This window comes from Actinomyces sp. oral taxon 175 str. F0384 (assembly GCF_000223355.1).
GTDB lineage: Bacteria > Actinomycetota > Actinomycetes > Actinomycetales > Actinomycetaceae > Actinomyces > Actinomyces oris.
In genome coordinates this window covers 267938-281384 of the sequence record NZ_AFUR01000006.1, presented here as the reverse complement: position 1 = coordinate 281384, position 13447 = coordinate 267938, and the positions used below count along the sequence as shown (strand labels likewise).

Annotated in this window: 9 protein-coding genes; 5 read left to right on the top strand and 4 right to left on the bottom strand. The window is 65.0% G+C overall.

Features of this window, described 5'->3' with window-relative positions:
- The first annotated feature begins 49 nt into the window (after nucleotides 1-49).
- A complete protein-coding gene (locus HMPREF9058_RS09830; RefSeq protein ID WP_009407112.1) occupies nucleotides 50-697 on the top strand; it encodes a nitroreductase in 648 nt (215 codons plus the stop codon).
- Here HMPREF9058_RS09830 and HMPREF9058_RS09825 read toward each other — a convergent pair.
- Nucleotides 687-1553, bottom strand: coding sequence for a CPBP family intramembrane glutamic endopeptidase (locus HMPREF9058_RS09825; RefSeq protein WP_009407361.1), 867 nt, complete (start codon nucleotides 1551-1553; stop codon nucleotides 687-689). The two genes, HMPREF9058_RS09830 and HMPREF9058_RS09825, sit on opposite strands and share 11 nt — an antisense overlap.
- Nucleotides 1554-1912: 359 nt before the next feature.
- On the opposite strand from HMPREF9058_RS09825, the gene HMPREF9058_RS13480 reads away from it, so the two are divergent.
- A complete protein-coding gene (locus HMPREF9058_RS13480; protein ID WP_139019017.1) occupies nucleotides 1913-2386 on the top strand; it encodes a hypothetical protein in 474 nt (157 codons plus the stop codon).
- An 11-nt stretch (nucleotides 2387-2397) separates the two neighbouring features.
- On the opposite strand, the gene HMPREF9058_RS09820 is transcribed toward HMPREF9058_RS13480, so the two are convergent.
- Nucleotides 2398-3699, bottom strand: coding sequence for a chloride channel protein (locus tag HMPREF9058_RS09820; protein WP_009747898.1), 1302 nt, complete (start codon nucleotides 3697-3699; stop codon nucleotides 2398-2400).
- A gap of 43 nt (nucleotides 3700-3742) precedes the next feature.
- Nucleotides 3743-6118, bottom strand: a complete 2376-nt coding sequence (locus HMPREF9058_RS09815; protein ID WP_009747841.1) for a 6-phosphofructokinase — start codon at nucleotides 6116-6118, stop codon at nucleotides 3743-3745.
- A 189-nt stretch (nucleotides 6119-6307) separates the two neighbouring features.
- On the opposite strand from HMPREF9058_RS09815, the gene HMPREF9058_RS13170 reads away from it, so the two are divergent.
- A complete protein-coding gene (locus tag HMPREF9058_RS13170; protein ID WP_009747872.1) occupies nucleotides 6308-9499 on the top strand; it encodes a tetratricopeptide repeat protein in 3192 nt (1063 codons plus the stop codon).
- Between the two features lie 30 nt (nucleotides 9500-9529).
- Here the strand turns inward: HMPREF9058_RS13170 and HMPREF9058_RS09800 are convergent, their stop codons facing one another.
- Complete coding sequence (locus tag HMPREF9058_RS09800; RefSeq protein WP_009405997.1) at nucleotides 9530-10843, bottom strand: ISL3 family transposase; 1314 nt, start codon at nucleotides 10841-10843, stop codon at nucleotides 9530-9532.
- Nucleotides 10844-10931: 88 nt separating this feature from the next.
- Here HMPREF9058_RS09800 and HMPREF9058_RS13165 point away from each other — a divergent pair, with 88 nt between their 5' ends.
- Both HMPREF9058_RS13165 and sucC read left to right on the top strand, forming a co-directional pair.
- Nucleotides 10932-11723, top strand: a complete 792-nt coding sequence (locus HMPREF9058_RS13165) for a tetratricopeptide repeat protein (protein WP_009747877.1) — start codon at nucleotides 10932-10934, stop codon at nucleotides 11721-11723.
- A gap of 516 nt (nucleotides 11724-12239) precedes the next feature.
- The gene (gene sucC, locus HMPREF9058_RS09790) at nucleotides 12240-13445 is read left to right on the top strand and encodes an ADP-forming succinate--CoA ligase subunit beta (protein ID WP_009407046.1); all 1206 of its coding nucleotides are present in this window, start codon (nucleotides 12240-12242) and stop codon (nucleotides 13443-13445) included.
- Nucleotides 13446-13447 lie beyond the last annotated feature (2 nt).

The window sequence follows — 13447 nt, the reverse complement described above, 5'->3', positions numbered from 1 at the left end:
CGTTGGCCTCGGTGGACAAAGCCGCGGATTTCGGAAGTAGGGGAGCACCATGGAGTTCAGCCAGGTCGTCGCCAATCGTCACTCGGTTCGAGACTTCACCGACCAGCCCGTCTCCCAGGAGGATCTGGTCGACATTGTCCGCACCGCCCAGCAGGCGCCGTCGTGGGTGAACTCCCAGCCCTGGCGGGTCTATGCGGCCACAGGGGCCACGCTGGCCGGGATCAAGAAGCGCCATGCTGCGGACGTCGCTGCCGGCAGGAAGGGAAACGCCGACCTCCCGGTGAAGCCTCGAACAGAGTGGTCTGTGACCACCCAGGAGAACATGGCCGCGCTCGGAGAGCAGATCAGTGCGCAACTGGGTGATGGCGTCCAGGAGTTCCAGGCATCGCAAGGACGGCTGTTCAATGCTCAGGCAGCCCTGTACGTGACGATCCCGGTCGAATCCACCCCGTGGTCCTTCCACGACCTCGGGGCCTTCTCCGCCATGCTCGTCCTGGCGGCTGCCGACAAGGGCCTTGGCGCCATCAACGCCTACGCCCTGGTCATGTACCCGGACGAGGTGCGCGAGGCCATGGGGATCGGAGCCGATGAGATCGTCGCGATCGGGATCGCGCTGGGCCATCCCGCAGACTCGGCGCTGGCGGCCTTCGCCCCCAGCCGCGTCGACGTCAACGAGATCCTCACGATCAAGGACTGAGCGCAGAGGGCTGCTTGCCTCGTCGGCCCAGGAGGAGGATGAGGGAAGCGACCGCGGCCGCGCCGGTGAGCAGGATTGCCGCATTGAGCCACGAGAGCTCGAAGTCGGGCAGGTTCTCGCTCTGGAGCTGACCGATGAACAGTCCCAGCGTGTTTCCGCTGACGTGCAGGCCCAGGGCGAAGAACATCGACCGCAGCCGCACCACCGACCAGCCGGCGAGCAGCCCGAAGAGCACCTTGTGAAGGATCTGCCAGGCGTAGCCCTTGAGGCTGGTGTCGGAGGTCAGCCAGGTCGGCAGGTGCAGGGCGGTGAAGGACGCCGTCGTCATCAGCACAGCGGCCGCTGGCCCGAAGCGCTCGTGTATCGGTGAGAACAGGGTGCGCCTGAGCGTGATCTCCTCGGGGATCGCGTTGTAGGCGACGCCGACGGTCAGGGCGAAGATCAGCGCGTGAAGCACCGTGGAGGCGGTGATCTCCGGCTTCCACAGCGGGCCGGTGCCCGTCGGCCCCATCCAGGTGTGCAGGCCGCCGAAGGCGACTCCGCCCAGGGCGCCAGCGGCAAACAGGACGGTTCTGCTGCGGATGCCGCCACCGATCAGCAGGTCGCGCCAGCCGCGGCCGGACAGCCCGAACCACAGGGTGAGCCCGCCGACGTGAAGGAGGACGAGCATGAGTATCCACGGCCCCTTCAGGAGTGCCAGGGTCGTACCCAGCGCCGGAGCGCCGGACAGCAGGGCGACGGCGGCAAGGGCGGTGCCCTCAGAGGCTGCGGGGCGTCCGGTCTCGAAGGTGTAGGCGTCGGCCGCGCTGGGCTGTAGCGCGTGACGAGGTGGTGCGTTGTCGTATCGACGGCGCATGAGGCTCCGATAGGAAGCATTATCTACTGATGCAGATATATTAGTGCATTTAAACTGCTGGAGCAAGAGTTCTGTTAGTTTAATTCGAGAAAATTGATTATGTTACTTAAGTTTGTGGCCTAAGTGTGCCTGCGTTTGTGTTAAGGTTGCGGCGGGTGGGCGGTGCAGTGAAAAGATAAGGGATGAGTTTAATGTACTGCGCTCTCATTGTGAATTTTCAAAGGAGGTTGGTATTGTTTTTAAATAGACTTAAGATGGATGCTCTTTATGATTTGCGGAGCTCTATTTTGGTGTCTTATTGATTCTGAGGCACTGGTTTCCTGTTCGCATATTTAACTAACTACATTCGAGGTGGATAGGTGTTTAACGTCGAAGATGTGGCTGTCGACCACTATGTTGACTGGGATTGGCGCGTAGTTTTTGTTGTGATAATCGCAGGATTGTTGCTGGCTGGCTTCTCGCTCTGGAGCTCTCCTGAGCGCGACCATGAATCTGTTTTGCTGTCGGTTGTTTTATATGGATTCCCACCTCTCGTTGCAGTTGCCTGTGTTTGGTTGGGGGTTTCGCGGCTCGAGTCGTGGCGCTGGGCTGGCGGGGCCTATCTGCTTCTCCTTATTTTCTTGGCGGGGGCGTTTTTGCGCTGTTATTTGGGTGTGGGGTTGTGGTGGTTTCGCACCTGCATTCTTGTTGTGGCGCTTGGGTTGGCTTTATGGGCGTTTTTGTGGGAATTCCTGCGAAGGACGGCATCGATGATTCCTATGACGGTTTCGGGGCTCGTTACCGCGATTATCATGGTTGTGGTTTTGGTGTCTCTCGTCGGTAGTCGAAGATAAAGCGTGCAGCATTAATTTGTTGATGCATTTTGAATTTTCTGAGGTAGGTGGCTGTAGTATGTGGGTGTTGTCAACAGCGTGACCGCCACGACGACGGCGAACAGGGCCACCAGCGTCCAGGCCCCGGCACGGGCCAGCTCCCAGGTGAAGACGATCCCGAAGACGGGGGCCCTCTGAGTGGTGGCGAGGACGGCACCCGCCCCCGCCAGTGCCAGGACCGCCACGCTGGCCTCCACCCCGCAGGCGTGGAGCGCGATCGCCAGGGCGGCTCCGGCGCTCGAGCCCGCGGCCAGGGAGGGGGCCAGCCGGCCGCCGGTGGCGCCGGCTGCGAGCGTGAGACCGGTGAGGACCGGCTTGAGGGCCACGATGCCCACCAGCAGGACGAGGCCCGCTCCCGCAGCGCTGTTCGAGGCCCCGGGAAGGCCAGTACCCAGAGCCATCTCCATGGCGTCGCGCCCATTGCCGACGATCGCCGGGACCCACAGGCTCACCAGCCCGGTGACCAGTCCCGCCGTACCGATCGCCGCCGGCAGCCACCGGGGGACGCGCACCCGGTGCGCCAGCATCCACGACCACACTCGCCTCGCCCCCACGCCGAGTACCGCGGCCACGGGAACGAGCAGGACCAGCCCGAGGACGGTCCCCGAAGACAGCCCCGGCGAGGTGACCTCGAAGGTAGGGCGCCCGTGGGAGTGCAGCCAGGAGACGAGCGTGGCGATGAGGCACACCGGTACCGCGACGAGGACGCCGCGCCGTCGCATTCCGGAGACCATGACGAGCTCGACGGCGTAGGCCGCCCCTCCCAGCGGCGCGTTGTACATGGCCGCCAGCCCCGCCCCGGCGGCGGAGGCGATGAGGATCGCGCCCTCGTTCCTGCTGATCCCCAGGCGGGTGGCGAGCTTGGCCGCCACCGCCCCGGCGGCCAGACGCGGGGCGCCCTCGCGGCCCACCGAGTTGCCAGCCCCGACCGTGAGGACCTGGGTGACGGCGTCGAGAAAGGGGCGCGCCAGCCCCATCCGGGGAGCCGCCTGACCACTGCGGTCCGCAACCGCGGCCTCCACGTCCGCCACCCCGCCGGTGGCGCGCAGCCACCACCACAGGCCACCGGCGACAAGGCCGCCCAGGGCCGGGGCGAGCGTGCGCCGCCAGGGCGGGGCGGTGGCCAGGCGTTCCAGGAGCCCGCCGTGGGTGACGCCGTAGAACAGCGACTCGAAGAGCCCCAGGAGCAGTGCCATCGCGATCCCGATGAGACCCGCGGCCACGCCCGCCACGGCGGCAGCCACCAGGAACCGGGGTCGTATCAGCGCGCGCACGCCAGGCACCATACCCGGCCGCTCGGCTCCCGGGGCCGGTGGGTCAGCTGGCCGCGTCGTCGACCGCCTCACCGAAGTCGGGCACGTCCTGAAGCGTCAGGGTCCCGATGTCCTGGCTGACCAGGCCCACGGCGGGGCGCAGACCCAGCCACCACTGGTGGCGGGGGCGACGGTGGTCGCGGTCGAGGTCGTCGTTCATGCGGTCCAGGGGCTGGTCGGAGACCTTGCCGCCCATCAGGCCCACGTAGGAGGCGGTCGGCTCGCCGCGTTTGAGGGCGCAGGCCAGCAGCTCCAGGGAGTGGGCGACGAGCTTGGTCGCCATGATCCGGTCGAAGGCCGTGGGGCTGCCGCCCTGCTGCTGGTGACCCAGGATCGCCTCGCGCACGTCGTAGAGACCCTTGCCCTCCTCAGCGAAGATGTGGGCCAGGACGTCGGTGGTGTAGTTGACGCTGGCCCGCTCGTTGCGGATCACCAGGTAGAGGCTGCGTCCCGAGCGGAAGGACTCCACCATCCGCTCGGAGTCCGCTGCCAGGCCCGCCAGCGTGATGCCCTCCTCGTTGAGGTAGACCTTCTCCGCGCCGGTGGCCAGGCCCGACATCAAGGACAGGTAGCCGCACTTGCGGCCCATGACCTCGGCGACGAAGCAGCGGTGGGAGGCCGCCGCGGAGAGCTTGATGGAGTCCAGTGCCACCACCGCGTTGTTGAGGGCCGTGTCGGTGCCGATGCTCAGCTCGGAGCCGGGCAGGTTGTTGTCGATGGAGGCCGGCACGCACACGATCGGGATCTGGAAGGCGGGGTAGCGGTCCCGTTCGGTGACCAGGCGGTAGGCGCTCAGGTAGGCGTTGTAGCCGCCGATGACCAGCAGGGCGTCGATCTCGTGGAGCTCGATGGCCCGCCCCAGCGCGTAGAGCTGCTCAATGGTGGGCACCTCGCGGCGCGTGCCCAGCTGGGCGCCGCCGTCACCGATCCAGCCCTCGACGTCGGCCCAGGTGAGCTCGCGCACGTCGCCGTCCAGCAGGCCGGGGAAGCCGCCGTAGACGCCCAGCATCGTGAAGTCGTGGTCGATGCCCAGGCGCACGGCCGCACGCGCCGCCGTGTTCATCCCCGGGGCCAGGCCGCCGGCGTGGATGATGGCGACCCGCTTGGGGCGGTCGGAGGCCGACGGCGTCGATCCCGTGTCAGTGGCCGGCTCGGCGGGAGGCGTGGACATGGTCTCGAACAGCTCGAGCATCCTGCCGAAGCTCGCCCCGCGGGCCTGGATTGCCCCGAGGTAGTCGTGGGCGGCCACGAGATCCTTGACAGCACGGGTGGCCGCGATCTGCTCCATCATCGGCAGGCGGCGGATGCGGTTGTGGCGCTCGGCGATGATGACCGGCTCGCTGCCCGGCTCCATGGACACCACCTCACGGGCGGCGGCGCAGCCCAGCAGCGTGGACATCCAGCGGTCGTAGGCGCTGGGGCGGCCACCGCGTTGGACGTGCCCCAGGATGGTGACACGAGCGGCCTCACCCAGCTTGTCGGCGATGACCTGGCGGACGTCGTCGGCGGTGATGCGGTTGCCCTCGCGGTCGGTGGCGCCCTCGGCGACGATCACCATGGACTCGCGGCGCCCGGCCTCCCGGCCCGCCTTGAGCTTGGAGCACATGTCCTCCTCCCAGTCCTTGCCCGGGGGCAGCTCGGGGACCAGGACGTAGTCACAGCCCCCGGCCACGGCCGCCATGAGGGCCAGGTAGCCGCAGTGGCGGCCCATGACCTCCACGACGAAGGTGCGCTGGTGGGAGGCGGCCGTTGAGGAGATGTCGTCGATGGCCTCCAGGATGCGGTGAAGGGCGGAGTCGGTGCCGATGGTCATGTCGGCGCCCACGAGGTCGTTGTCGATGCTGCCCACCAGGCCGGTCACCATGAGGACGGGATGGGCGGCGGCCGTCTGCGCGCTGATGTCACCGGCCGCGACAAGCTCCTCGAGCAGGGAGGGCCAGTTCTTGCGGAACTCGTTGGTGCCGGTCAGGGAGCCGTCGCCGCCGATGACCACGAGCCGGTCGATGCCGTGCTCCAGGAGGTTGCGGGCGGCCGCCAGCTGGCCGGCGCGCTCGCGGAACTCGGCTGAGCGGGCGGTGCCGATGATGGTGCCGCCGCGCTGGAGGATGGAGCCCACCGAGTCCCACTCCAGGGGGCGGATGCCGTCACCCCCGGCCACGGCCCCGGCCCAGCCCTCCATGACCGCGTAGGGCCTGGCCCCCAGGCGGATGGCGGTGCGGACCACGGCCCGCACGGCCGCGTTCATGCCCTGGGCGTCACCGCCGGAGGTGAGGACCCCGATGCGCAGGGGCTCGCCGTCCAGACCGAGCAGCGGGCCGGCCGACGAGCCGGTGGGGGAGGGGACAGTGTCTGCGGTGTCTGAGGACATGGCGGCTGGCATGTGGGGTCCTTCCCTGGGGCGCCGGTGGGCCGGGCTCCCGGCGTCGGCCGGGAGGGCATCAGCCCTTATTGTTGCTGGTGAGCGCCGCAACGTCATCCGCCTGTGGTCCTAGAAGCGGCCGTAGAGGTCCTGTGGCGGCCTGATTCGTGGGTAGAACCGGTTCTACTGCCTGTACGGTAGGGTTTTTTCATGGTTCATGCGCTGTTGGGTGAGCATCAGAATGTCGTCGACCTCCTGCTCGAACGTCTCGAGGCGCTGCGGGATCCTGGCTGTGACCTCCCTCGGGTTGTTGTGCTGAGCGGATCGGCTGGGAGTGGAAAGACGCGAATAGTTCAGGAGCTCTACGCCCGCCTCCGCTCAGACCGGGAGGACGCGTACTGGCCAGCGATGGGAGGTGCTGTACGTACCCGGGGCGGTGCGGGAACCGATCCGATGGCCGGACGCAAGGTTGTGGCACCACGGATTGACGGCTTCGTGTGGCCCGCAGGGGCGTTGCCCACCTTCGGTTGGTGGGGGCTGAGCTGCGAGCGCCTAGCGACAGGGAGTAGTCAGGACGTTGTTTCGGTGATGAGGTCGCAGCTGGAGGCTCACGCCTTGCCGTTGGCGATGGCACGCCGCCAGGTGGAGGATTTGAAGGACAAGACCCGAAGGCTGGCTGGCGAAGCAGTGGATGAGGTGCGTAGTGCCTTTATCGATGAGGGACTGAGCGCTGCCTTTGACGCCCTGAAGCGGCGTCACATCAGCATCCCCTTCGGGTCGACGCTCGTGAAATGGGGTTTCAAAGGAGTGGATGCCTCGTGGAGGCGGGTTCAGGAGCTCAATCGTCTAAAATGTGAATTTTTTCTTGGAGAACAAGATCGCAGTATTCAGCGCACCGCAAGTCAACAGCTCGCTGACATGTTGATCTCCCTATCGCACCGAGATCTTCCCGCTGTCATTGCCATAGAAGACATGCACCTTATGGGGCGTGAACTACCTGCTTTCTTGGATGTCGTGTCCTCCAGGAGAAGCTCACCTATACTCATGGTTGGAACTGTGTGGCCCGAAGGGGAGAACAATGGAGTGTATCGTCGATGGCTGAACAAGGCTCAAAGCAGTGGGACTGTACAGTATGTGAAGAGTCCGATCCTTGGTGTTGACGATCTGTCAAGGATGATTCGGGAAGAGGCTCCACGGACAAGCAAGGCGGACCTGCAGCAGGTCGCTGGTCGCCTGAACAACCCGTATCTCATCAGGCTATGGCTCACGGAACGTCGAACTCAGGAGCATATTGAGAGTCATGATGGTGCTGTCGTCCTGGCCGATGAGAATATTCGTTTGCCTGAAGATGTGGTGGTGGTCCTCAAGGCCCGATGGGATGAATTGGATGATGCGGTAAGAACTGGTCTTCTCTATGCCGCTGCGATCAGTCCTGATACAGATGGCTGTGCTTGTCGTTTCGTGTCCGAGGTTGTCGTTGGTGTCGTCAATCGAAGGGAGCCGGATGCACATTACGACGCACGTATGGGGCTGAGGTGCGCCATAGAGAAACTGTGCTGGTGTCGAAGTGAGCAGGGAATCGATTTTTTTGCCGAACCCTTGCTGGTTGAGTATCTACGAAGCAAGGCTGATAGTTATTTCGGTAAGGAGGGGTGGCGTCAACTGCGCCTGTTGACGCAAGATGCTTTAGCGGAATGGATATGCCGTCGTATCGATGGTGTTGACCTTCCTCTGACTGAGGTGTCGATGTTTGTCTGCCAGTGGTTCCTCAGTATGGATGATGGAGAGCGAGCAGGGGCTTTGGTTATAGCTCGGGCTGCAGCGCAATGGTGCCTTGCTCGGAACGCTGAATCCTGTGATGAAGTGGGTGATGCGGTCGAGTGTGGAAAGAAAACACTGGCTGCTTTACTTGTGGGAAGTTCTCTGCCGGAGACGACAATGCTCAACATCAGGGCGACAGTTGCGGGTTATGTTCTTCAGCATGGGGAGGCAAAGGATGCTCTGAATAGATATAGCGCCCTTCTTCCGGAATTTGAGAGAGTGTTCGGGATTCATCATCCAAAGACGATGATGGTGCGCTACGGTAGGGCATGTTCTATGGCGGGTGTAGGTAATCCGGAAGAATGTGTTGTGGAGCTGAGTGGTCTTCTTGAAGATCAGTCGGCGGTATTGGGGGGTGCTCATCCTGATAGTTGGGTCACTCGAAGTAAGCTCGTTGAACTGCTGAACCGCCTGGGTCGCACGGAAGAATCGCTGGCGTTATGTAACGATGGTGGTGGTGTGTCGGAGAGCGATTCGTTGGTGCAAGACCTCCTCTCTGCCGGTCTCCTAAGGGTAGCGGCCTTGATGGGCGATAAACGCGCCAGTGCGGCGGTTGATGTGTATCGTGAACTTCTTAGCGGTGTGGAACAAGAATTTGGCTTTGATCATGAAAATGTGTTTGCAGCTCGAAGTAATCTGGCTGCAGCGCTTCGGCGGGATAACCGGTTGGGTGAGGCTGTTGCGGAATATCGCTTGTTGGTCCAAGGCTATGAGCGGGTGCTGGGGTCTGACCACCCCGACACGTTAGTGATGCGCAGTTACCTTGCTGGGGCGCTGGAGGGTGCGGGTCGGGTGGAGGAAGCCGTTGAGTCTTTCCAGGCGGTGCTGACCGATTGCCTGCGGGTGCTAGGGGCTGGCCATCCCCGCGTTTTAGTGGTGCGCCACAATTTCGCTGGGGCGCTGCGGAATGTGGGGTGGGTGGAGGATGCTGTCGAGGCCTACCAGGAGTTATTGACTGATTGCTTACGGGTGCTGGGTCCTGACCATCCTGACACGTTGTCAACGCGCCAAGGCCTCGCTGGGGCGCTTCAGGATGCGGGGAGGGTTGATGAAGCTATCAAGGGTTTCCAGGCGGTGCTGACCGATCAGGAGCGAGCGCTAGGGCCCGACTGTGCTGAGACGCTAATCACGCGAAGTAATCTCGTTGTGGCGCTGTGGGTTGCGGGGAGGGTTGAGGAAGCTATCAAGGGTTTCCAGGCGGTGCTGACCGATCAGGAGCGAGTGCTAGGGCCTGACCATCCTGCCACGTTGACAACGCGCCATAACCTCGCTGGGGTGCTTCAGGATGCGGGGAGGGTTGAGGAAGCTATCAAGGGTTTCCAGGCGGTGCTGACCGATCAGGAGCGAGCGCTAGGGCCTGACCATCCTGCCACGTTGACAACGCGCCAAGGCCTCGCTGGGGTGCTTCAGGATGCGGGGAGGGTTGAGGAAGCTATCAAGGGTTTCCAGGCGGTGCTGACCGATCAGGAGCGAGCGCTAGGGCCTGACCATCCTGACACGTTGACAACGCGCCAAGGCCTCGCTGGGGCGCTTCAGGATGCGGGGAGGGTTGAGGAAGCTATCAAGGCTCTTCGTATTTGAGGGTGTTTTAGGCGGGGCTTATCGGCTGGTTTAGGTGGTTGCTGCCAGGTGGTCTTTGAGGCGTCCGGTGTGGATGAGGCTGCGGATGGTGTAGTGCGTGAGGTTGCGGAATCCCAGGGCGATGCCGCGTAGTTGCTCCAGGCGTCCGTTGATCGCTTCGGTGGGGCCGTTGGAGGTACGGGGGCGGTCGAAGTAGGCCAGGATGTCGGAGGCTCTTTCGGTCAGGGTTCTGGCCAGTGTCTGGATCTCCTCCAGCCCGTCGGGGACGGCCTGCCTCAAGGAGTCGATGAGCCGTTGCATCAGGTACTTTCCCAGGCCCGCCTCCTCGGTGCGGTAGGCCTGGATGAGGCGCTGGTAGACGCCCCAGGCGGCCTGGACCGCAGCGTGGCGCTCATCGGCGAAGAGGTTCTCCAGGCGCTCGGCCTGGGCATCGGTGAGCAGGCCGGCCCCGGTCAGCAGAGTGCGCCGGGCCCGGTAGAGCCGGTCACCCGCTCGGCCCCGCCGGCCCGTGATCGCCCGCTGGATCCGCCGGCGGCACTGGTCAAGCTTGCGGGCCGCCAGGGCCACGACGTGAAAGGGATCCATGACCGCCCGAGCCTGTGGGAGCTCCTCGCCGGCGGCGCTCTTGAACCCGGTGAAACCGTCCATGGCTACCACCTCGACCCGCCCACGCCATTCCTGGTCGCGCTGGGAGAGCCAGGTCTTGAGGACCTTCTTGGAACGACCCGGGACCACGTCCAGCAGACGCGCCGGACCACTGCGGTCGCGCACGGGAGTCAGGTCGATCATGACGGTGACATAGCGGTCGCCCCGCCTGGTGTGGCGCCACACATGCTCATCAACTCCGAGAGCCTCCACCCCCTTGAAGCGGTCTGGCGCCTCGTTGAGGATCTGCTCGGCTCGGGTCAGGATTGCGTTGTTGGCGGTGTGCCAGGAGATCCCCAGAGCGGCTGCCACCCGGGAGACCGACATGCACTCCAGGGCAAGGGACCGCAGCCCCCACTCCACCGCCGAGCGCGTCAGCCGCGCCCTGGGCTCAGCCAGGCCGCTCGTGTCCTGTCTCCACACTCGACGGCAGTGGGTGCAGGCGAAGCGCCGCACGCGCACCACCAGCTGCGTGGGCCTCCACCCCACCGGCACGTGGGCCAGGCGTCGGGCCACCGTCCCACGGGATACTCCCTGAGCGCCGCAGGCTCTGCAGAAGGGGTCCTCGAACCCGATCGGCATGCGGCACTCCACAATGGCTCTCGTCGAGGTCAGGAGCTGACCCACCGCGGTCAGTCCCAGGGCATCCAGGCCCAGGAAGGTCGTCAGATCAGGGCAGGCGAAGGTAGTCTCAGGCACGTCGAGGTCTCTCGTGACGGTTGTGTAGCAGCTCCCATCATCGGGAGACCTCGACCTCTACCCAAGCAACGACGCACCCACCCCACCTATGCACTTCAATAGGCTCCAGCTACCACACCCTCAAACGCGAAGAGCCGCTATCAAGGGTTTCCAGGCGGTGCTGACCGATCAGGAGCGAGCGCTAGGGCCTGACCATCCTGACACGTTGTCAACGCGCCATAATCTCGTTGTGGTGCTGTGGGTTGCGGGGAAGGTTGAGGAAGCTATCAAGGATTTTCAGGCGGTGCTGACTGATCGGCTGCGAGTGCTGGGCCCTGACCATCCTGCCACGTTGACAACGCGCCATAACCTCGCTGTGGCGCTGTGGGATGCGGGTAGGCTTGAGGAAGCTATCAAGGATTTTCAGGCGGTGCTGACTGATCGGCTGCGAGTGCTGGGCCCCGACCACCCCAACACGCTGCTGACTCGAGATAATCTTGTGGAAGCGCTCAGTGCTGCAGGCCGGTTTGATGATGCTGCCTCGGTATATCAATCGATCGTTGAGGTGTGGCTGTTGAGTGCTGATCCGGATGACCCGGATGTTCTCGACGCGCGCGATGACCTGGCCTGGGCACTCGGGTGCGCCGAATGTTTTGATGAGGCTCTCGCCGACTATCTGAAACTCATCGCTGACTACGAGCGCGTCATGGGAGTCGATGATCCAGATACGCTCACGGCGCGCAACAACTACATCTGCACCCTGAAGAACTCAGGCAAGATCGTGGAAGCCGTGGCTCTGTACCGTGAGCTGCTCAGCGATGTTGAACGAGCTCTGGGGGCGGACGACGAGTTCGCCCAGGAGATCGCACAGCGCTTGAGCGAGTGGGAGTCACAGTTCTAGCCGCCTCGGCGGATGTGGAACCTGCGGGCCTCGGCGTCGAGGGCGCGTTTGCGTCGTCGACCCCACCGCCTGCCACTCCAGAGGCCGAGCAGCACCATGGCGCCGACCAGCGCGCTCGTCGCCGTCAGTGCGGGCATGACCGTCTCCCTTCTCGAGCCCCTCGTGTCAATTCATGATAATTCGCGTCGTGGTGGGCAGCTCAGGATCGGGAACGTACTTCGTGATCGGGGACTGCGTTTTCCCCCAGACGACTGGGGTCTGACCTCAGTCATCTGGAGGAAAACGCAGTCCTCGCGGGGAAAGTACGTTCTCGACGGCGCTCGTGGCCGGTGGAGGCCCCGGTGCACACGCCCCGCCGTGAGACGCTGCGACCACGCTGTGTGAGACGCCAGCGGCTCGCGCCCGTGTCCGCCCTCCCAACCGGCCACTGGGACGTTAGGCTCATCACTGGTGCCTGCCCGGCCGACGTCGGCCCGCGCCCGCAAGCCATCCACATGCCCCGAGAGGATCAGCTGCATGGATCTGTACGAATACCAGGCCAGGAACCTGTTCCGCCAGCACGGAGTCCCCGTGCTTGACGGCGCCGTGGCCACAACCCCCGAGGAGGCGCGCAGCGCCGCGCAGTCCCTCCTCGACGCGGGAAGCGAGCTCGTGGTCGTCAAGGCCCAGGTCAAGACCGGCGGCCGCGGCAAGGCCGGCGGCGTCAAGCTCGCCCGCACCGCTGAGGAGGCCGAGGCCCGCGCCCGCGACATCCTGGGCATGGACATCAAGGGCCACACGGTGCGCGCCGTCCTCATCTCCGACGGCGTCGACCTGGACGCCGAGTACTACTTCTCCATCCTCCTGGACCGCGCCGAGCGCCAGTACCTGGCGATGTGCTCGCGCGAGGGCGGCATGGACATCGAGACCCTCGCCGTCGAGCGCCCCGAGGCCCTGGCCCGCATCGGCATCGACCCGCTCGAGGGCATCACCCCCGCCGTCGCCCACCGGATCGTCGAGGCCGCGGGCTTCGAGGCCGGGCCCCTGGCCGACGAGGTCGCCGCCGTCATCGAACGCCTCTGGGAGGTCTTCACCGCTGAGGACGCCACCCTCGTGGAGGTCAACCCCCTGGTCAAGGCCGCCGACGGCCGCATCATCGCCCTGGACGGCAAGGTCACTCTCGACGACAACTCCCGCTTCCGCCACCCCGCCCACGCCGAGCTCGTCGACAACGCCGCCACCGACCCCCTCGAGGCCCGCGCCCGCGAGGCCGGCCTCAACTACGTGCGCCTCGAGGGCGAGGTCGGGGTCCTGGGCAACGGCGCCGGCCTGGTCATGTCCACCCTCGACGTCGTCGCCGGCGCCGGCGAGCGCCACGGCGGCATGAAGCCCGCCAACTTCCTCGACCTGGGAGGCGGCTCATCGGCCGAGGTCATGGCCACCGGCCTGGAGGTCGTCGCCTCCGACCCCCAGGTGCGCGCCATCCTCGTCAACGTCTTCGGCGGCATCACCTCCTGCGACACCGTCGCCCAGGGCATCGTGACCGCCGTCGAGTCCCTGGGCGGGCTGCCCAAGCCCGTCGTCGTGCGCCTGGACGGCAATAACGCCGACACCGGTCGCGCCATCCTGGCCGACGCCGCCATCGAGGGCGTCACCGTCGTCGACACCATGGACGGGGCCGCCGACGTCGTCACCGCCATCGCCGAGAAGATCAGCGGCCGGCCCGCTGGCAAGGAGGCCTGAGA